The organism is Nitrosomonas sp. Nm34 (genome assembly GCF_900113925.1).
In the GTDB taxonomy this organism is placed as follows: domain Bacteria; phylum Pseudomonadota; class Gammaproteobacteria; order Burkholderiales; family Nitrosomonadaceae; genus Nitrosomonas.
The window spans coordinates 1-21714 of record NZ_FORD01000043.1; the positions used below are offsets into that span (position 1 = coordinate 1).

General features: G+C 47.2%; 18 protein-coding genes and 1 pseudogene. 14 read left to right on the forward strand and 5 right to left on the reverse strand.

The genetic code is table 11. The features are described from left to right. From BM283_RS18220 to BM283_RS13440, 12 genes and pseudogenes are all read left to right on the forward strand, one after another. Positions 1-91: pseudogene (locus tag BM283_RS18220) on the forward strand (IS5/IS1182 family transposase); the annotation flags it as partial. Between the two features lie 167 nt (positions 92-258). After that, positions 259-714 (forward strand): phage protease, encoded by a 456-nt coding sequence (locus BM283_RS13380; RefSeq protein ID WP_090693944.1) that lies wholly within the window; start codon positions 259-261, stop codon positions 712-714. Positions 715-1142: 428 nt separating this feature from the next. Continuing rightward, the gene (locus BM283_RS13390) at positions 1143-3497 is read left to right on the forward strand and encodes a type I restriction-modification system subunit M (protein ID WP_090693950.1); all 2355 of its coding nucleotides are present in this window, start codon (positions 1143-1145) and stop codon (positions 3495-3497) included. Next, positions 3494-5338, forward strand: a complete 1845-nt coding sequence (locus tag BM283_RS13395) for a DUF262 domain-containing protein (protein WP_090693953.1) — start codon at positions 3494-3496, stop codon at positions 5336-5338. Before BM283_RS13390 ends, BM283_RS13395 begins: the two co-directional genes overlap by 4 nt. After that, on the forward strand, positions 5338-6648 hold the full coding sequence (locus BM283_RS13400) for a restriction endonuclease subunit S (RefSeq protein WP_090693956.1): 1311 nt from the start codon (positions 5338-5340) through the stop codon (positions 6646-6648). Before BM283_RS13395 ends, BM283_RS13400 begins: the two co-directional genes overlap by 1 nt. A gap of 9 nt (positions 6649-6657) precedes the next feature. Then, a complete protein-coding gene (locus BM283_RS13405) occupies positions 6658-9624 on the forward strand; it encodes a type I restriction endonuclease subunit R (protein WP_090693958.1) in 2967 nt (988 codons plus the stop codon). A 750-nt stretch (positions 9625-10374) separates the two neighbouring features. Continuing rightward, entirely contained in the window at positions 10375-10689 is a 315-nt protein-coding gene (locus BM283_RS13415) for a BolA family protein (protein WP_090693962.1), read from the forward strand. 716 nt (positions 10690-11405) lie between these two features. After that, complete coding sequence (locus BM283_RS13420) at positions 11406-11609, forward strand: cold-shock protein (RefSeq protein WP_046849668.1); 204 nt, start codon at positions 11406-11408, stop codon at positions 11607-11609. Between the two features lie 120 nt (positions 11610-11729). Continuing rightward, on the forward strand, positions 11730-12035 hold the full coding sequence (locus tag BM283_RS13425) for a helix-turn-helix domain-containing protein (protein ID WP_090693964.1): 306 nt from the start codon (positions 11730-11732) through the stop codon (positions 12033-12035). After that, a complete protein-coding gene (locus BM283_RS13430; protein ID WP_090693967.1) occupies positions 12010-13224 on the forward strand; it encodes an RtcB family protein in 1215 nt (404 codons plus the stop codon). The genes BM283_RS13425 and BM283_RS13430 overlap by 26 nt, the downstream gene beginning before the upstream one ends. Positions 13225-13458: 234 nt before the next feature. Further along, positions 13459-13668 (forward strand): CsbD family protein, encoded by a 210-nt coding sequence (locus BM283_RS13435; protein ID WP_090693968.1) that lies wholly within the window; start codon positions 13459-13461, stop codon positions 13666-13668. Between the two features lie 176 nt (positions 13669-13844). Next, the gene (locus BM283_RS13440; protein ID WP_090693971.1) at positions 13845-14594 is read left to right on the forward strand and encodes an IS5 family transposase; all 750 of its coding nucleotides are present in this window, start codon (positions 13845-13847) and stop codon (positions 14592-14594) included. A gap of 14 nt (positions 14595-14608) precedes the next feature. Here the strand turns inward: BM283_RS13440 and BM283_RS13445 are convergent, their stop codons facing one another. Further along, positions 14609-15103: a hypothetical protein gene (locus BM283_RS13445; RefSeq protein ID WP_254776371.1), complete on the reverse strand. Its 495-nt coding sequence runs from the start codon at positions 15101-15103 to the stop codon at positions 14609-14611. Positions 15104-15932: 829 nt separating this feature from the next. Here BM283_RS13445 and BM283_RS19535 point away from each other — a divergent pair. Next, positions 15933-16178: a transposase gene (locus BM283_RS19535; protein ID WP_217646529.1), complete on the forward strand. Its 246-nt coding sequence runs from the start codon at positions 15933-15935 to the stop codon at positions 16176-16178. A gap of 665 nt (positions 16179-16843) precedes the next feature. Then, complete coding sequence (locus BM283_RS13455; RefSeq protein ID WP_368086440.1) at positions 16844-19288, forward strand: heavy metal translocating P-type ATPase; 2445 nt, start codon at positions 16844-16846, stop codon at positions 19286-19288. A 133-nt stretch (positions 19289-19421) separates the two neighbouring features. Here BM283_RS13455 and BM283_RS13460 read toward each other — a convergent pair whose 3' ends face one another. From BM283_RS13460 to BM283_RS13475, 4 genes are all read right to left on the reverse strand, one after another. Next, complete coding sequence (locus tag BM283_RS13460; protein ID WP_175492147.1) at positions 19422-19667, reverse strand: transposase; 246 nt, start codon at positions 19665-19667, stop codon at positions 19422-19424. 238 nt (positions 19668-19905) lie between these two features. Next, positions 19906-20232: a DUF305 domain-containing protein gene (locus BM283_RS13465; RefSeq protein WP_090693975.1), complete on the reverse strand. Its 327-nt coding sequence runs from the start codon at positions 20230-20232 to the stop codon at positions 19906-19908. Beyond that, positions 20204-20464, reverse strand: a complete 261-nt coding sequence (locus BM283_RS13470) for a DUF305 domain-containing protein (RefSeq protein WP_090693977.1) — start codon at positions 20462-20464, stop codon at positions 20204-20206. The genes BM283_RS13465 and BM283_RS13470 overlap by 29 nt, the downstream gene beginning before the upstream one ends. Before the next feature lie 110 nt (positions 20465-20574). Further along, positions 20575-20907 carry a four-helix bundle copper-binding protein gene (locus BM283_RS13475; RefSeq protein ID WP_090693979.1) on the reverse strand — a complete coding sequence of 111 codons (333 nt, stop codon included), beginning with the start codon at positions 20905-20907 and terminating at the stop codon, positions 20575-20577. Positions 20908-21714 lie beyond the last annotated feature (807 nt).

The following is a 21714-nucleotide window of genomic DNA, read 5'->3' on the forward strand; positions in this document are numbered from 1 at the left end:
CCGGGCAATAGCGACACGATACGACAAGCTGAAGCGAAATTATGAAAGTATGGTAGCCATAGCGTGTGGATATCTGTGGCTACCTATGTGAAATGTCAACAGACCCTAGTCTTCTTTAAATTAAGCCTCTGATTTAAGCAGGAATTGAGACCCCCTTAATCCCCTTCATTGCTGCCGGTACTATTCTATTGTGGCATGAATCAAAAACAACTCCAATAAGTTGAACTTTCTATCTGACTGACCTCATGCTCTATTTCTATGATGCCTGTTTGGGAGATCCAGCTATTTTCTACGCGAATTACGTGCCACGGATGGACGTACGCTAATGTCCTACACTGGCTTATCTATGCGACCTTGGCAGGAAGCGTCATTTCCTGGTTTGAAACACTTACCAATAAGACCGTACTGGATTATGAGCACCAGACTCTGCTTGCAGCACAAAACGGTCAGCCCGCTCCTGCTGCGGCATGGTTCGGCGAGCTGCAATGGCGTGAATCAGGTTTATTTGCCGTCGATGTCGAATGGACCGAACGCGCCAGCCAGATGATCAAAGCTGGTGAATATCGCTATATCTCCCCTGTTTTTCTTTACGACAAAAAGACTGGAGCGGTCACTCGGCATTTGCATGCTGCGCTGACTGACAATCCAACGCTCGATGGCATGGATGCCGTCGCAGGCTGGCAATTTTTGTGTATTGAAGGAGAAGATACCTAATGCTGGATTCTCGCAGTGATCATATTGTCACCTCATCAAAAATCTATACCTGAGCAGATTGTCGACATTGCGAGCCGAAGGGCGGGTCAGCGAACCAAGATCCTCAAAAGTTGCTTGCATAGTGGAAAAATTTCGCAAAACGCAGTACATTTGCAACACATCTGTATTAAGACTACGTCATAAAGCGCCGGAAAGACGAAACCATTTCCATCCGCACTTCGGTAGAGATAAAGCAGTTGCTGTGGATGGCGGCTGAACACGAGTATTGCCCCATCGCCTCGATGGGGAGAGTACTAATCATTACCTATGCGCAGCAACATGGGCTCAGTACCGAAGTGGGATCTACGGAACCCGGCCAAAACTAAGAAAATGGTTCGCCAGCCGTACTCAGAAAGATTGTCGGCTGCTAAAATAAAATATACAAAATAATGGATCACTCAGTTCATAATAAAATCGTCAGCTTCATTTGGTCTATCGCCGATGATTGCCTCAGGGATGTATTCGTGCGCGGCAAATACCGCGATGTCATCCTACCGATGTTCGTGCTGCGACGTTTGGATTGCCTGCTGGAGCCAACTAAGGAAATAGTACTCGAAGAAGTTCGTTTCCAGCGTGAAGACGCAGAAATGGCCGACCTCGATCCGCATGGCCTGCGAGAGGCGTCGGGCTACGTGTTCTACAACATCTCTCGTTTCACCTTGAAATCGCTACTAGGCAACCCCTCCCAACTGGAAGCCAATCTAAAGAATTACCTCGATGGCTTCTCTGATAACGTGAAAGAGATTGTCGAGAAGTTCGATCTTCGCAATCAGATTCGCAAAATGGTGCAGTCTGACGTGCTGCACGATGTCATCGAGAAATTCGTCTCAGAGGAAATCAACCTTAGTCCAAATAACAGGAAAGGCCCAGATGGGCGCACCCAGCCAGGACTTTCAAACCTCGGCATGGGCTACGTGTTTGAAGAACTGATCCGCAAATTCAACGAGGAGAACAACGAAGAGGCTGGTGAGCACTTTACGCCTCGGGAAGTAATCAAGCTGATGACCAACTTGGTCTTTATTCCGGTTAAAGACCAGTTGCCCAACCCGTTGACGATCTACGACCCGGCTTGCGGTAGCGGGGGCATGCTGACCGAGTCTCAGGATTTCATCACTGATCCCGAAGGCGACGTAAGGGCCAAGGTGGGAGTGTTCCTATATGGGAAAGAAGTCAACCCTGAGACCTACGCCATCTGTAAGTCGGACATGATGATCAAGGGGAATGATCCCGACAAGATTAAATTCGGCTCTACCCTCTCGTTGAACGAATTTTCCAGCACGCGCTTCGATTTTATGCTTTCCAATCCTCCCTATGGAAAATCATGGGCGAGCGACCAAAAGAACATTTTGGACGGAAAAGAAATCGTCGACCATCGTTTTCAAGTAGAACTGACAGGCTACAAGGGCGATACTCCCAAGACTGAAAAGGCGATTCCACGTTCTTCGGACGGCCAGCTCTTGTTCTTGATGGAGATGGTCAACAAGATGAAGCGCCGCAGTGATAGCGCCATAGGCTCACGTATCGCTTCGGTCCATAACGGCTCTGCGCTTTTCACGGGAGATGCAGGCAGTGGTGAAAGCAACATCCGCCGTCACATCATCGAGAACGACTACCTCGAAGCTATTATCCAATTGCCAAACAACCTATTCTACAACACCGGTATTACTACTTACGTCTGGATATTGTCGAACAACAAGACCGACAAGCGCAAGGGGAAAGTGCAGTTGATTGACGCCAGCAACCTCTACCGGAAGCTGCGCAAAAACCTGGGGGAGAAAAACTGCGAGTTCAGCGACGAACACATCCATCAAATTACGCAACTGTACTTGGAAATGCCGAACGAACGGATTTCCAAAGTGTTCAATAACCGGGACTTCGGCTATTACAAGGTAGCGGTGGAACGACCGCTACGCTTGGCTGCTCAGTTCAGCCCCGAGCTTATCGCCATGTTACGCTTCACACCGGGTATGCAGGACATTATGGAATGGATGTACGGTAAATATGGCGACGAGGTCTATACCAACCTGAAGTCGCATACCGAAGCCATCGAACTACACCTTGAACGGGAAGAAATCGCCCTTTCCCCCAAGAACCGGAAGGAGCTGCTGTCCGAAGCCACGTGGTGCGAGCAACGCGACATTATGTACACCGCACAACAATTGGCGGAAAAAATCGGTGCAGGGGAATCCCTCGACTTCAACCACTTCGAGGGAATAGTAGACGACGCGCTCAAGGCGCTAAACTTGAAGCTGTCCACGGCACACCGTAAGCAAATCCTGAATGCTGTCAGCTGGCGCGACGAGCGCGCGAAGAAGGTCATCAAAAAGATCCACAAGCTCAATGGCGCCAAGCTTGACGAATTGCTGGCAGAGCTCGGAACGACCAAGGACAAACTTGGCGACTATGGCTACACGGCGACATCGACCGGCGAATATATCGAGTACGAGCCGGACAGCGAACTGCGCGACACCGAAAACGTGCCGCTGGCGCTCGATACCAGTCTGCCCGCGTCTAGTGTGATTCATGACTACTTCATCCGCGAAGTGCGTCCGCATGTGGAGGAAGCGTGGATCGCCATCGACAAGACTGTGATCGGCTACGAGATCAGCTTCAACAAGTATTTCTATCAGCACAAGCCGCTGCGCAGCCTGGAAGAAGTGACTGCGGAAATCCTGGCGCTGGAGGCTGAAACCGATGGCTTACTCAAGCAGCTGGTGAGCTTTGTATCGGGAGCCAAGCAATGAAGGAAATTCAGGTCAAGACACGCAGCGTGCGCGAACTGCTGAGCGATACCAAGTACGGCATCGACTACTACCAGCGCGAATACAAATGGCAGACCAAGCAGATCGTTGAGCTAATTTCCGACCTCACCACGGCGTTCCTGGAAGAGTACCAACCGCAACATGAGCGCAAGGGCGTAGCTTCTTACGGTCATTATTTCCTGGGCTCTATCGTCATCAGTCAGCCGGACGAGAAGAAGCAGATCGTGGATGGTCAGCAACGGTTGACCAGCCTCACGCTGCTGCTGATCTACCTGCACAACATCCAGAAAGACCGATCCGACCCCGTTTCGATCGGGAATATGATCTTCTCCGAGAAGTACGGCGAGAAATCCTTCAACCTCGACATTCCCGAGCGCAACGAGTGCATGAACGCGCTGTTCGATGGCACTTCCTACGATGCTGTAGATCAGGTCGAATCGATCCAGAATCTTATCGGGCGCTATAACGATATCGTGGAAGCCTTTCCCGCCGAGATTGCGAACAACAACGCCCTGCTATACTTCGTGGACTGGCTTTGCTACAAGACCCAACTGGTCGAGATCACGGCCTACGCAGACGCTGATGCCTACACGATTTTCGAGACCATGAATGATCGTGGGCTGTCGCTCTCCAACACTGACATGCTCAAAGGCTACCTGCTGGCGAGCATCGCCGACACCGCCAAGCGGGCCGAAGCCAACAAGGAAATCAAGCACTGGCTGCTGACCTTCGCCAAGCGTGACAGCGAGCGCGACACTAAGGAGAGCGAAGCTGATTTCTTCAAGGCTTGGCTGCGCGCCAAGTATGCGCAAGGCATCCGCGAACGGAAAAAAGGTGCGAAGCCGGAAGACTTTGATCTGATCGGCACCGAGTATCACCGCTGGGTCCGTGCCAAGGATGACCTGATCGGCCTGAACGCCAGCGATGATTTCAACCGCTGGGTGCGCCAAGATCTGCGTTTCTTCGCTCGCGTCTACCTGGAACTGCTGGAAGCGTCCGAGACCTTGAAGCCCGGGCTGGAATCAGTCCGCTTCAACGCGGATCACTGCTTCACCCAGCAATTTCAGGTGCTGCTGGCCCCATTGTTGCCGACCGACGATGAGGCCACGGTCAAGGCCAAGCTCAAGCTGACAGCGGATTACCTCGACTGCTGGCTCAACCGCCGTCTGTGGAATTTCAAGTCGATCGATTATTCCACGCTGCAATACGCGACCTTCCTGCTGACCAAGGAACTGCGCAACCTGTCTCTATATGCGCTGCGCGACAAGCTAATCACCCGGCTGACCAATGATCAAACCGAACTACCGCTCGACGATCAGCCTTACCTCTACAGCTGGAACGCTAAGAGCCTGCACCGCCAGTTGGCCCGTTTCACCCACTGGTTGGAGGAGCAAAGCGGACAGCCAGGGAGGTATCTGGAATACATCGTTCGTTCCGGCAAGAATGCCTACGAGATCGAACACCTGTGGGCCAACCACTTCGAGCGCCATACGGATGAATTCGCGCATGCGCAGGAGTTTTCCACGCACCGCAACAAGGTGGGCGGGCTGGTGCTGCTGCCGAAGAAGATCAACGCCAGCCTGAACGACAAGCCCTACAGCGAGAAGCTGGAGCACTACCAAAGCGAAAACTTGCTGGCGCGCTCACTGCACCCCATGTGCTACGTCCATAATCCCGGTTTTCTCAAGCTGAAAGCGGAAACCGGCCTGCCCTTCAAAGCATTCATGGAATTCAAGAAGGCCAACTTCGACGAACGATTCAGCCTCTACAAGGGTATCGCCGAACGACTGTGGTCGGCTGATCGCTTGAAGGAGGTGGCGTGATGCAGCGCTACGAGAGCTACAAGCCGACGACTATTGAATGGGCTTCGAAAATTCCTGCTGATTGGAGAGTTCAGCCAATCCGTGCGCTTTTTAAAGAGCGCAAAGAGAAGAATAAAGGACCCAAGACGGACTTCATTCTTTCAGTGATGAAAGATATCGGAATTATTCCTTACGACGAAAAGGGCAATATCGGAAACAAAAAATCAGAAAATATTGAGAACTACAAGGTCGTTTATCCAGGCGATTTGGTCGTTAACAAGATGAACGCCATTATAGGGTCGCTCGGGATTTCTCGATTTCACGGGGCATTAAGCCAAGTGTACTTTGTGCTTTACCCCAAAGATCTTAGCCGCACCAATCATAAGTACCTTGGTTATCTCTTCAAGGTCAGACCATTCCAGCAGAGCCTGATCAAAATCTCGAAGGGCATGATGGAGCTCCGGGAAAGCATTGAATTCGATGAATTCAAAAAACTGGTGCTACCCGTTCCCCCGCGAGATGAACAAGACCGTATCGTTGCCTTTCTTGACCAGAAGACAGCCGAAATCGACGCCGCAATTATGAAGAAAGAGCGGCTGATTGAGCTACTCAACGAGCAGCGCTCTATTCAGACTAATCGGGCAGTTACTTTGGGTCTTGATCGAGCAGCCCCTCTTAGGAACGGCGAATCTGAGTGGATCGAATCGGTTCCTGAACACTGGGAAATCGTGCCTTTGAAGCACATCTCAACAGTGCAAAGTGGCGTGACGCTGGGAAAAAATTTCGTATTATCTAAATCGACAAAATCTTATCCCTACCTTCGAGTCGCCAACGTTCAAGATGGGTATATTAACCTTTCGACCGTCACGGAAATCATTCTACCAATACGAGAGGCAAAGAACTATCTCTTGCGGGCAGGTAACATCCTTGTCACTGAGGGTGGCGACATTGACAAGCTTGGGCGTGGAAACTGCTGGGACGGCCAGATCGAAGAGTGTTTACATCAGAACCACGTTTTTGCAGTCCGCATCCTCAAACGTGTACGACCAGAATTTGTTGCGTTGATCACTGGCGTTTCTTACGCACGACGCTATTTCACAACCACGGCAAATAAGACAACAAATTTGGCATCAACCAATAAGACAAAGCTCGGAAACCTTCCTGTGCTAGTGCCTCCACTGTCGGAGCAAGATGCCATATTGGACTTTTGCAATAAGAGCAAAACGAAATATGCCAAAATCATTGACTCTGTTGCAAAAGAGATTTCAGCACTAAAGGACATGAAATCTTCACTAATTGCTGAAGCTGTAGCAGGAAGAATAAGGGTCTGAGGGGGATAGATGGTCAGCCAAACCAACGAAGCAGCGCTCGAAACGCACATCGAAAACGCTCTCGCCAAGGACAGCTACTGCATTGGCAATCCGGCTGATTTCGACAGAGAGTTTGCCATCGACGGCAAACTCTTCTGGCAATTCCTCGAAGCCACCCAGCCGAAGGAGCTGGCGAAGCTGAAGGATCGCCCGAACTGGCAACGGCTGCTACTGGAGCGGCTGAACAAGAAGATCAAGAAAGACAGCGTATTGGCGGTCCTGAAGAAGGGACTGGACATCGATGATGCCCATTTCGATCTGCTGTACCGGCTGCCCTACAACGGCCTGAACCCGGAAGTTGTTGCCAACTTTGCGGCCAACGTTTTCAGCGTCACCCGGCAGGTGCATTACAGCCAGGGTTTGGGTAGTAGCGACACCTTCAAATCGGTGGACATGGTGCTCTTCATCAATGGCCTGGCGATTGCCACACTGGAGCTGAAAAACCCCTGGACCGGCCAGAACGTCCACAACGCCATCAAGCAGTACCGCACCGACCGCGACCCGCGTGAGCCGCTGTTTGAATTTGGCCGCTGTCTGGTCCACTTTGCGGTGGACCCGGACGAGGCCTACATGTGTGCCCAGTTGACCGGAAATGACAGCAATTTCTTGCCGTTCAACAAGGGCTTCAACTTTGGCAAGGGCAACCCCGTCAATCCGCAAGGCCACAAAACGGCCTACCTCTGGGAAAACATCCTGCCGCGCCGCAGTCTGACCAACATCATCGAACAGTTCGCCAAGTTCACCATCAAGAAGGACAAGAAGACGGGCAAGGAGCGCAAAGCGCTGTTCTTCCCCCGTTATCACCAGCTGGACGTGGTGCGCGGCATCTTGGCTGACGCCAAACAGCATGATGTCGGCCAGACCTACTTGATCCAGCATTCGGCAGGCTCGGGCAAATCCAATTCGATCACTTGGCTGGCCTATCAATTGGTAGAGCTGTACGACACGGCAGGCAACGCCAACGTGTTCAATTCCGTGGTGGTCGTGACCGATCGCCGGGTGCTTGATACCCAGCTCAAGGACAACATTAAGCTCTTCTCCGAGACCAAGAACATCATTGCGCACTGCGAAAGCGCGCAAGAGCTCCGATACAATTTAGAGGCAGGAAAGAAAATCATCATTACCACCGTCCAGAAGTTTCCCTTCATTGTGGACGGCATTGGTCAGCTTTCTGATCGAACCTTCGCGGTAATAATTGACGAGGCACATTCCTCTCAGTCCGGTATCGCTGCTGATAAAGTCAACGAAACACTCACTGGCAATGGAGACGAGGAGCCGTTGGATGTCCAAGACCAAATTCTGACCGCGATGGCTGCTCGCAAGATGAGCAAGAACGCCAGCTACTTCGCCTTCACCGCCACCCCGAAACCCGCCACGTTGGAGAAGTTCGGACGACAAGGCCCGGATGGGAAGTTCTACCCCTTCCATCTGTATTCCATGAAGCAGGCCATCGAGGAGAAATTCATCCTCGACGTGCTGGAGAAGTACACGACCTACAAGAGCTACTACGAGGTTCAGAAATCGGTCGAAGAGAACCCTTTGTTCGACACGGCTAAGGCCCAGAAAAAGCTCAAGGCCTTCGTCGAAGCCAGCCCCCGGACTATCGAAGTGAAGGCCAAGATCATGGCCGGTCACTTCATGAGTAACGTCTGGCAGGCCAAGAAGCTCAAGGGCAAGGCGAAGGCAATGGTCGTCACGCGCAATATCGAATGCGCGATTCGCTACTTCTTCGCCATCCGTACCGCGTTGCAAGAGGCCAACGCGCCATTCAAGGCGTTGGTGGCCTTCTCGGGCGAGAAAATCATCGATGGTATCAAGTACACCGAGGATGGGCTCAATGGCATTCCTGCCCGTGACTTGCCCGAGGAGTTCGAGAAAGATGATTTCAAGATCCTGGTCGTCGCCAACAAATACCTGACCGGCTTCGACCAGTCCATGCTTCATACCATGTACGTAGACAAGAAGCTGCAAGGGGTACTCGCGGTGCAGGCGCTCTCACGCCTAAACCGCTGCAACTGGAAGCTGGGGAAGACCGACACCTTCGTGCTCGACTTCTACAACACAATAGACGATATCAAGACCGCATTCGACCCGTTCTACACGGCCACCACCCTGAGCGAACCCACCGACGTCAACGTGCTGCACGACCTCAAGGATGTGCTGGATGACTTCGGCATTTACGACTGGTCGGAGGTGACGACTTTCAACGAGAAGTTCTTTGCCAGCGCTGAAGCCGAGGAACTGCATCCGTCCATCGATACCGTGGTGGCACGCTTCGAAGCCGACCTCGACGATGAGCAACGGATCGACTTCAAGATCAAGGCTAAGCAGTTCGTGAAAATATACGCCCAGGTGGCCGCCATCATCTCGTTCAACAACGTGAACTGGGAAATGCTGCACTGGTTCCTAAAGTTTCTGATCCCAAAGCTGAAGGTGAAGGACCCGGATCAGGACAAGCTGGATGAACTGCTGAACAGTGTTGATCTTTCTACCTACGGGCTGGAAAGGTCACGCCTTGAGGTGAAGATTGGCTTGAATGCTTCCGAAACCGAACTGGAGCCCCAGAACCCGAACGTCCGTGGCGGCCACTTCAGCGACGGCGACCAAGATCCGCTCGACGAGATCGTGCGTGCCTTCAACGAGCGCCACTTCGCCGGTTGGGAGGCCACCCCAGAAGAACAGCGCGTGAAGTTCGTTAGCATAGCCAAGCATGTGATGAATCACGCCGACTACAAGGCCCAGGTCGAAGACAACCCAGACAGTCAGAACCGACAACTGGCGCTGGAGCGCCTGATCCAACAGGCGATTAGCATCGAACGCCGTCGAGAGTTAGACCTGTACAAACGATATGCATCCGATCCCGACTTCAAGCTGGCCTTCGATGCGAGTGTGTCACGCTTACTTGCCTCAAAGACAAACTTTTTAGGGGTAACTTAAGGGGTAACCAAATCGTGATAGATTATAATTTTATTTTATTAACAGTTACTTATTAACCATATTCGGTAGTCGCCGCCCCACCAATACCAAAAACCAACCCTTCATCCGGTTGGTTTTTTTATGCCTACTCTTGCGTGTTTGCGCGGGTTCATGCGGATTATTGCGGACTTCCTAGCTTCAAGAGATTCACCAAATTCGCTCATTTTTTTTCTCTTCGCCCTGTTATTCTCTCCTCCCCTACCCGTCATACAAGTGTGAAGTCCACAAGTGCATATTTTTTAGTTTATGAAAATCAATGAATTACGCGCGGATTAATCAAGCGGTTTATTTGCAGCATTGGCAGGCGGAGGAAACCGTTGCATTGATAAGACGGGCGCTCATGGTAATCTCACTCCAGACCATTACGACAATCACTGAGACTGGAAATATAAATAGCGCAGAAATCTCAGTCAATCATTCGCTAGAAAACCGGCCTGCAAATATAGAGGCTTCAGTTTCTCGAGTCATAGTCCGGGAGCCATGGCTCTAATTTAACGGCCCTGATAGAGTCAAGTCTTGCTCATTTACTCATTTAAAATTAGGAAATCGGTTAGTATGCTTCTTTTTACGTCTAACCTAGTTAATCTAGGTTATATCACATCACTATATCCAAGTTTAACCGCAATCCCACATCAGATTGTGAAAAGTAGATTTTATGGTCCTGATATAAAATGCTACCCCGCATAAATAAATTTATTGCAAGAGTTAATAATGAATATCAAAGAATCCATCGAAACCAAACTTCAATCACTACAACCTCAGTTTCTGGAAGTAATCAATGAAAGCCACAAGCATAATGTGCCCAAAGGATCTGAATCACATTTTAAAGTGATTATCGTTTCCGACGAATTTCAGGGAAAAATGCTTTTAGCTCGCCATCGAATGGTTAATAAAATCCTAGCAGATGAACTTGCTCATTCTATACATGCGCTTACTTTGAATACAATGACTAGTAAAGAGTGGTCTGATAAAGGCGGTGAAACAAATAATTCTCCCCCATGCCTTGGAGGTTCATCCCGTAAATAAGTTTATTGTGTTACAAAATACCACACAGAGCGACGGGCTGTTGGGTTTGATATCGAAGTAATGCCGAGAATCACATCCATGTTTCCGATGCGGGGAAGCAAATAATGCGCTATCAATATGATAAGAATAATCATAGGCACTTGCAGTATAACTAATATTCTTCAGCAAAAATTCTGTGTGACCAGCACCTGATTATCGGGTCCGGTTTCAACACCAATACCTTGATACCTCAAATCAGCAAATTTTTTCTCTCTCTGCGCTATTATTCTCTCCGCCCCTACCCGTCTTGCAGGAGCGAAGTCCGCAAGTATGTATTTTTTTACTATACAAATCAAATCATTACACGCGGACTAATCAAGTAATTTATTTCCGGTATTGGTAGGCGAAGGAAACAGCTTACTTATAGAAAATAAATGCTGCTAATAAATTAACGTAAGTTCGACATAAGAAAAGCGGCAAAAGGAACCTGGATTCCTCCTTATGATAAGAAGATTTAGGAAAAGAGTTTCATCATTATTCGCGAGAAGAAACCCTCGCTTAACATCAGAATACCTCAAGCTCTTCCAGTCGTGATGTGATGATTCTTATGTCGAACTCACGTTAGCTTACTACGTGCTTACACGTATTTTTTTTATCTACTTTTCTCGGTATCCTAAGAGCACATCAGTTATGAATACTGATCACTATATGATTCAATTAATTATTAAGGAAATAAAATGGCAATAGGTACAGTTAAATGGTTCAATGATGCTAAGGGTTACGGCTTTATTACTCCAGATGATGGTGGAGAGGATTTGTTTGCACACTTTTCCGCTATTAATAGTAACGGCTTCAAGTCGCTGAAAGAGGCTGAACGTGTCACTTTCGAAGTGGCTACCGGACCTAAAGGTAAACAAGCAGCTAATATCAGGTCATTATAAAATTGATCTGGAAAACAAATAACCTTGGACTATTCGTGGATTAACGATTTGATAAGCAATAATTATCATTAGTTAATCCTGACAAATCTCTCGTCATCTTTTTTGACATCAATATATCCAATGGATATAGCTAAACTTCAACAAATAACAATAATCAAGAATATAGTGTATGCCAAATCACAGTTAAATTCTGGATGGCAGACCAAAAACAACTCAAAAGAAGCTCGGTTAAAAGCCGGGCTTGCCACAAAACAGGCGGCCAAACTGATAGGTGTAGAAGAGAGAACGTGGCAGAGATGGGAAGAGCAGACCGGTCGAAAAACTGAAATACCATTCTATTGTTGGGGATTATTTTTGCTGAAAGTTGGTCAACATTCCAAATTTAAACTGGTGGAAAAGAATGACCATAAAGAAAGTATTAAGTAATAGTGCGCCTGTAAAAATCTGGACGGATGAAGTTGATCAATCCACATTAAACCAACTATCCGATCTATCAGAACTTCCATTCATCCATAAGCATGTTGCTGTAATGCCTGACGTGCATGCTGGTATTGGATCAACTATTGGATCGGTTATCCCGACCAAAGGAGCAATCATTCCAGCTGCTGTGGGTGTGGATATTGGTTGTGGAATGATGGCAGTTAAAACATCGTTAAAAGCTTCAATGTTGCCTGATAACCTTTATGAATTGCGTTCAGAGATTGAGAAAAGAATACCTCATGGGAGAACCAACAACGGAGGAAGTGGAGACAGGGGAGCATGGGGTAATCCAATTGAACGTATTGCCTATTATTGGAATATGTTTCTTTCTGATGAATATGAAGAAATCATTACTAAACACCCTAAAGCCAAAGGATATAACACTATTACCCACTTGGGTACCCTTGGCACCGGGAATCATTTTATTGAGATATGCATAGATGAATCTGATTATGTTTGGGCAATGCTTCACTCGGGATCAAGGGGAGTCGGCAACAGAATAGGCTCCTATTTCATTGAGAAAGCCAAGGAAGAAATGGAGCGTTATTTTATCCTGAATAATCTGCCCAACAAAAATTTAGCCTATTTCGTGGAGCATACTGAGATATACGATGACTATGTTAATGCTGTGTCATGGGCACAGGAGTTTGCTGAATTTAACAGGCAGCTCATGATGGATATTGTGTTGCAGTGTATGAGTGAATTTCTTCCATCATTTACCATTACTGATAAAGCCATAAACTGCCACCACAATTATGTCGCCAGAGAACATCATTTCGGGACAAATGTGCTTGTTACACGTAAGGGTGCAATCAGAGCAAGAAAAGGTGATTTAGGCATTATTCCGGGCAGCATGGGGGCAAAGTCATATATCGTCGAAGGACTTGGCAATGATGAGTCTTTTCATTCATGCTCTCATGGTGCGGGAAGAAGGCTGGGTAGAAATGAGGCAAAAATGATTTACACCGTTGCTGATTTGGTAGAGCAGACTAAAGGGATTGAGTGCCCTAAAGATGAATCAAGAATTGATGAGATTCCAGCTGCTTATAAAGATATTGATCAAGTCATGGGAAACCAAAATGATCTGGTGAAGATCAAGCATACCTTGAAGCAGGTATTAAATGTTAAGGGTTGACGATTAATATTTGAATCGAAAAAAATTCACCGGAAGTGAAGATAACATTAAGTTGATTACTATGTTCACTAGCGCACAGAAGCCCTCTCATGTCAGTAATATAATATATTTAACTATACGTAAATGAGCACGTGTAGCTTTGCATGCGAACCAATCCTGGTGCATTTTATGGATGTTCGATGAAATCAGCATTAAGCAGTAGCACTTAATTCAAACTTAAAAAGGAGCTGCAAGATGAACTGGGATCAAGTAGAAGGTAACTGGAAACAATTCATAGGTAAAGTCAAGGAACAATGGGGTGAACTAACTGACGATGAGTGCGACAAGATTGCTGGGAAACGTGATCAGTTGGTTGGCAATATTCAGAAAAAATATGGAATCAGTAAGGAAGAAGCAGAAAAGCAGGTTGGCGACTGGGAAAGAAGAAACCTTAAAGATTATTAAAATTAGGTAGTGCCCTTCTCTTGTGTAAAGTAGTAGAACAGTATGTTGAGACAATAACATACTGTCCAACCCATTTTTATCGTTAGGGTCTGTTGACGTTTTAAGATAAGTATTTCATAGATAAAAACAAACTCGTCATATTGGGGTTCCTACACCACCAACCAAACGAGTTTGCGATGCCCCGAATGATGCTCAATGATGAGTACTGGTCGAAGCTGGAGAAGATTCTGCTTCAAGAATCGATTGATAACAAGCGCAATCTGCGCATGACGGTAGAAGGTATACTGTATCGAATGCGGGGTGGCTGTCCATGGCGCGATCTGCCCCGGGTGTTCGGCTGCTGGAATTCTATCTATAAAAGATTCCATGCAGGGTCATTGAGCAAGAAATGGCTCAATGTTTTCAAAGCATGGGCTGTTGATCCGGATTGGGAATGGAGATTTATGGATGGCAGTTATGTTAAAGCGCATCAATATAGTGCGGGAGCAGCGAGTCAAGCATCACAGGCTATCGGGAAAAGCCGTGCAGGCAATACCACCAGGATCCATTTAGCGGTCGATGGTTATGGCTTGCCAGTTGAGTTTGAAATCACCGGTGGAGAAGTCAATGACTGTTCTGCCGCACCTGATTTGATTGCCAGGTTGCCTGAGGCAAAAGCAATAGTTGCAGACAAGGGCTATGACAGCGAATGGTTACGGGAACAGATAACGAAGAAGGGAGCTCGGGCTGTGATACCGAGAAAGCGCAACTCGTTGAAGAGTAATGCAGATATGGATTGGGGTTTGTATCAATACCGGCATTGGGTGGAGAATGCTTTTGCCAGGCTAAAACAGTATCGGGCAATAGCAACGCAATACGACAAACTGAAGCGAAATTACGAGAGTATGGTAGCTATAGCATGTGTATATCTATGGTTACCTATGTGAAATGTCAACAGACCCTAGAAATCATGGACTAGGCGAGAAGTAACCAACCATTCAGTTCTTTTTTCTTCATTGAGCTGGGAGGGACCGCCCCCAAATTGAATAACAGAATTTTTACTGAAAGCATACTGGATCTGGGGAGTTAGTCGATACTGGTAGCTACGTTCCGTTAATTCACTATTCAGTTCGATCCCGAGCGAGAACCTCCGAGAATGACTATAAAACAAACTATTGTTTGCCAGACCGATGAATTCTCCATTTTTATTGAAAGCCGTACGCCTGAAGCCAAACATATTCATCATGCTCCATTTATCCGAGAATTTATAATCGTTCAGGTAGAGCAGCGCGGCTCCATACTCCTTTTTATCATTTTTTCTCTGTCCGATGACTTGCCATCCGTGAATCATCTTTTTTTGAAGCGATTCTCCCAAAGTTCCCTGTAGCGAAACCTTATACTGACTTAAAGTTGTGTTTTCGACGGGTAGTTCCAACTCGATCGCATGCCCGTCCATAAACGAATATTCGATTTCAGGTGACCATCTGAGCTGGTCGGCGCTGTTAGAATAATTAAGAAGTGTGTTGATTTCAGTCTCGCCTTTTTTGCGCCAAGCGGATCCACCAAATCGAAAACCATCGGCTCAGGTCTCTTATTCAGAAGTCCGGTTTCATCAGCATGGACAATTGACGCTAGACTAAACCAAACGAAAAAGACTGCTTTCAGTGGTAGAAATTGAATATAACCAGGCATCAATTAATGATTAGATAAGAAGTAACGCATAGTTGAAAGCGCTGATCCTGCCATGGCACCAACCCTTTACAGAAGTCGTCAATTAAACACAAAGATCACTATTGTAATATCCATCGGAATCTGATCCTTCTAATGATGAAGCTTTTTTTGAGCATCTTTCATCATAAGGAATTCAGATTCCTTTTGCTGCTGTTCTTATCCAGTACTCACGTTAATCTTATCCTTGATATACTCCTCATGAATGAAAATTTGGTTAAGTTAGTGCGCCAATGTCATGAATAGAATAGAATAGAATAGAATTGTTGTATGTCTTCACGCTACTACTCAATCGATCAAGAACTCTCTGAGTTAGAGTTTGAACACCTCATACTACCGATAAGCGTTATGCTGATCGAGTTAAAGCTGTTTATCTGTCAGGTAAAGGGTGGTCGGTCATCAAGATTGCACAAGCCCTGTTAATTGACCGTGAAACGGTACGCAAACCTTCCAGCGATAGGGTAAAAGCGGTTTGGCTGCCTTGCAAAGAGATGACGCTGGTGGCAGTGATGCTGCGCTTACAGAGGAACAGCAGCGGTTGCTGGATCAGCATCTGCGTGAGAATCTCTATCTCACTGCTAAAGAAATTCAATGCACAATCTACGGTAGCATTATTGCAACAAATCGAGCAACAACATCCCTTTGCTGCCCGTATTTACATCATCTGCGATAATGCCCGCTATTATCGCTCTCAGCTCGTTACTGAATACTTGTCAGATTCAAAAATCGAATTGATCTTCCTGCCACCTTATGCACCCAATCTGAATCTGATTGAGCGCTATTGGCGATTCTTCAAAAAATAAATTCTGTATGGCAAGTACTATCAAACTTTTGCCTTGTTCAAACAAGCTTGTGATGATTTCTTTGCTGCTTCCCACTTCTATAAGGAAGCGCTACGCTCCTTGTTGACTGATAATTTTCAGATTATCGATTGCGCTTGAGTGCCGAAATTTGAAGTGCGGCTAGTATAAATACACTCTTTCTTCTAGTTATTTTAAGGAATGTGTCCGGTTTAGTGTAGCCACATCATTCTCTCTTGGTGCCATTATTCTCTCCACCCCTATTCTCATACAAGCGTGAAGCCCACTACCTCTTATTTTTTTATTCATAAAAATAAGTATCTTACGGGCAGGCTAATTAAGCGGTTTATTTTTAGAATTGGTTATGAGGAGGGAACTGTGACATTTATAAGGTGTGCACTCATGGCAATCTTGTTACCAAATTACTCTGGCAATTACTGGAACTGGAAATGGAAATGGCGAAAAAGTCTATATAAAATGTACCTTTACTTGCAAAGGCCTCTGTTTTTGTAACTGCAACTTTACTATCTCTCAGCTTTAAGAGTTATTCATCCTTCTTAATAAAGTACCCGTTACATCAGAGCATAACAATTTGACAAGTTATTCAATTCACTATACTTTTATTTATAATCCAAAAATATTTTTATTTTTCACACTGCCGATCCGTAGTGACAGCTAAAGACTGGCTGACGGCGCAAAGATGCGATCAAGCATTAAAGTACGGAAACGCAGCAGAGATGACTATTCTACAAGGATTGCAAGTTATGACTCACGGCCATCACGAGCATGTACAGCATGACCACAATCTTCACACGAATCACGATGATATAGCGACCGATCCCGTCTGTGGTATGCCGGTTGATTCACATACAGCGAAGCATCGCGTTGAGCATGATAAACAAACTTACTATTTCTGCTCTGCCCATTGCCACGACAAATTCGTGACCGAACCCGATAGCTATCTAGCGGGCAAGACTCCACCAGCCAGGGAAACCGCCCCTGACGCTATCTATACCTGTCCGATGCATCCACAAATCCGGCAAGCCGGGCCGGGAAGCTGTCCGATCTGCGGCATGGCATTGGAGCCGGCAGAGGCGTCGCTCGACAATGCGCCTAATCCGGAACTCGTCGATATGACTCATCGCTTCTGGATTGGCCTCATATTAACCACGCCGATTTTCATTTTGGAAATGGGCGGCCATTTAATTGGGCTGACACACTTAATATCTACGCAGACTTCCAATTGGGTGCAATTACCATTAGCAACACCTGTCGTCTTGTGGGCAGGATGGCCATTCTTCGTACGCGGCTGGCAATCAATCAAAAATCGCGCACTCAACATGTTCACACTGATCGCGCTGGGTACCGGTGTTGCTTGGCTCTATAGTATCGTCGCAACTATCGCACCTGATCTCTTTCCGGATACTTTCCGAAGCCGGGATGGAGCAGTCGCCGTTTATTTCGAAGCCTCGGCAGTCATCACCGTGTTGGTGCTATTGGGTCAGGTACTGGAATTGCGAGCACGCGAACGCACCTCTGGCGCGGTTAAAGCCCTGCTCAACTTGTCGCCTGCTACGGCTCGTCGTCTGGGTGATGACGATGCAGAAAAGGAAATCAACCTGGATCAAGTGGTGGTAGGTGATCGCCTGCGGGTCCGTCCCGGCGATCGCATACCCGTCGATGGTAAGGTGATTGAAGGTAGCTCAAGCGTTGACGAGTCGATGGTAACCGGTGAATCCATGCCGGTTCGCAAGCAATCTGGCAACAATGTGATCGGCGGCACCATCAACGGGCAGGGAAGTTTCGTGATGCGCGCTGAGAGAGTTGGCCGTGACACGATGCTGGCACAGATCGTTCGTATGGTATCGCAAGCTCAGCGCTCGCGCGCACCCATTCAGCGTTTAGCAGACATTGTTGCCAGCTGGTTCGTTCCCGCAGTCATTCTGATCGCTGTGCTCGCCTTTGCCGCCTGGTCGGTCTGGGGGCCGCCGCCAGCCATGGGTTATGCCTTGATCGTAGCTGTCAGCGTGCTCATCATCGCTTGTCCATGTGCATTGGGTTTGGCCACACCGATGTCGATCATGGTTGGCGTCGGGCGGGGTGCGACTGAAGGGATTCTGATCAAAAATGCCGAAGCATTGGAGCTTATGGAAAAGATCGACACTATCGTGATCGACAAAACTGGCACGCTGACCGAAGGTAGACCTAGGGTGACGGCAATTCGTACAGCAGGTAATATTAATGAAACTGAACTGCTGCGTCTCGCGGCCAGCCTGGAACAAGGAAGCGAGCACCCTTTAGCTGCTGCCATCGTTAATACAGCTAGAGAGCGATCGATCTCGCTTATAAAGATAACCGACTTCGACTCGCCGACCGGCAAGGGTGTGCTGGGTACCGTCGATGATCACCGGATTGTACTTGGCAACGCAAACTTCCTGGCAGAACAAGGTATCGACGTCGGGATGCTAAAACCGGAAGCTGATATCCTTCGCCAGGATGGGGCAACAGCGATTTTCGTGGCGATTGATGGGATGGCTGCTGGTATAGTCGCCATCGCTGATCCCATAAAGGAATCGACCCCTGCTGCTATCGATGCCTTGCATGCCGCAGGAATTCGCATCGTCATGCTAACCGGTGACAACCGTACGACAGCTGAGGCTGTTGCCCGTCGCCTCAGTATCGACGAGGTCGATGCGGAAGTGCTTCCTGACCAGAAGGCAGCGGTTGTAGCAAGATTGCGCAAGCACGGACGCGTGGTCGCAATGGCAGGCGATGGCGTCAATGATGCCCCAGCGTTAGCTACTGCCGATGTGGGTATCGCCATGGGCACAGGCACCGATGTCGCGATCGAAAGCGCGGGTATCACCTTGCTACGCGGCGATCTGCTAGGCATCGTCCGGGCGCGACACTTGTCTGAGGCGACAATGCGTAATATTCGCCAGAACCTGTTCTTCGCCTTTTTCTACAATACGGCTGGCATACCGATCGCAACCGGAGTGCTTTATCCGTTCCTCGGTATCTTGCTCTCGCCGATTTTTGCCGCGGCAGCAATGGCGCTATCTTCGGTCAGCGTGATCAGTAATGCATTGCGGCTACGCGTAGTCAAACTGTAGCAGTACAAAGAGGTCACATGACCCAAAGTGCATCATTATCACAAACACGTTTCATATACTAATCCGATTATCAGATTAACAAAGAAGTTAAATGGGCTGTGATGGCGGAAATGCTCTATTTGCGAGATGTTTTTCAATTGATCATTGGCAATCTCAATATAACCGAACATTTAGTAATAGGAGTTTGCCAAATAGCGGCAACAGAGCTTGCTTTCATACTCTTACGTACTTTGGTGATGAGCTGCACATCCTGCTTCCAGAGTTGCTCAAAGAGCAGCTGCCAGATATAGCCCTGATCACCAAAGAGTTTCCCAAACAAAGAGCGTGCCAGCTTAGGCAGGGAACGACGGTCATTGACATTGCCCGCTGTGGTTTTCACTCCCAGCAATTTGCTTTAGCCATTGATGACCAGGTGTAGTTTTTACCCTAAAACCAACCTACGCTGGCCTTTCCCTATACGGCAAAACCAGATGCAGCAGTTGGACACAAACTGATTTTCCCAAAGCAATTGGCCAGATTTCTTTTGCTGCTCTTCTTATGTCGAACTCACGTTAAATTAATGAGTCCTGAAGCTAATTCACAACCAATAAATTGACTTATGCATTTATTTATAGAACTCAGCTATTTTTATGGTTGTTGTCTTTAGCGCGGGAGCCCCAAATATTATGCCATTCACACAACCAGGTACGCATTTGCTTTATTTCAGTAGCTTGGGTGAGAATGATGTTCTCGCAAAGTGTTTCAAGTTCATCATGATAAGCGCGCTCAATACACTGGGCTCCTTCTATGACTGCTTGCCGGTGGTGCTTAATCATATTTTTCATAAACTTGATTTCGAACTCTGCACCATTGAGGGAGTCGAGCTTTTCCATTTGTTTACTACCACTTCGACTCATTTCAGGCTCGTGCTGGATATCATACCAATCGTTCAGCCAACCTTGCATTTGTTTGATTTCCTGCTGCTGGCTGGTTGCTATTGCACAATGATTTCAATTCATCTTGGATATCTTTCTTTATACAGATCTGAGTCATTTGTACGCCCATCGCATGATGGCCAATCATCCCTTCCATAAAACGGATTTCAAATTTTGCCGTAGCTTCTTTGGGTGCGGACGAGTTTGCCATAGACTGTCCTGGCAAAACCAGCGCCAGTACTATATAAAATAAAAGAGCCAATATTTTACCTATGAGCCATTGTCCAGCAGAAATTTGTATAGCGCCGGTAAGCCTCAGTATTTAACTCTTATGCTTGACCATCAGCGTATATAAGAAATTAGCAATTAGCTCTACCCAGCCATTTCTCTACAACTTTTGGCACATTCGCGGCAGGTTCTGGCACACTCATCCATGCCAAGCTTTTCACAATTACTGGCACAGGCTTCGCAGACTTCAGCGCAGACTCGACAGAACTGAGAGCTGAAAGGTGAGCGGATCAGCATCAAATTGGTTGAGGTCTGGCAGATTTCAGCACAACTCATCATCAAGCGGAAATGATCGGGTGCAACATGCTCACCGCCTGTTTCCAAACAGTGGTTCATCGCTTCATGCAAGCACATTTGATAACATTGAGTACAGGCTTCTACACATGCTTTCATTTTGGGATCAGTTAAATGAGCCATCGTAATACCTCCAGATTAGTTAGGGATTTCGTTAAAGCCCTTATGAAAAAAGCACAAACGATTTTTGATTTTGGACTTAATACTCAGGAAGTTCTGTACGCAAGCGCACAATGAAGTGGAATAAAAGTTAGGAATGATTATTGCGCACAATGTGTTTTTAATTGTGCTAGCTGTCAATAGCAGAGGCCTAGAGTTTTAATTTTCCTTACCTGGTAAGAATAGAAATTGACCAATCCAGTTATACCCAAGACATCCTTGTACGCTTTATCTTTCAATCATCAGTGATTATATTGTGGTTACTATTAAAACTGTATTGGCAGTTGCTTGCTCTAACATGCAGTCAGCTTGCTTGTGTTCACGGAATCTCCAGCGCATAAATTGCTGAGCGAAAGACACAACCGTCAAACATTTAACAGCCAGGTTGAAAGTTAGAGCAAAACGGCAAAGTTTAATGCTGATGAAAGGTATTGCATATTTATAACGTTACTGAAATGAATAACATCTTCTTTGATAGTTGGGATAGCATTCTACGCACACTGGTCATTACCATACTAGCTTATGTAGTACTGATCTTTCTTTTGCGCATTTCGGGCAAGCGAACTCTCTCTAAAATAAAGCCTTTGACTTCATTGTTACCATTGCCTTGGGCTCAACCCTTGCCACGGTATTGCTGAATAAATCGGTATCACTGGCAGACGGGGTGCTTGCGTTGTGATGTGTCAACATTTTTCTGGACACAATGTTAAGCAGCTTTGTGCTGCAATTCGTAGTCTAGCGGCGATAAATATCCATTGGCTGAATGCAGTC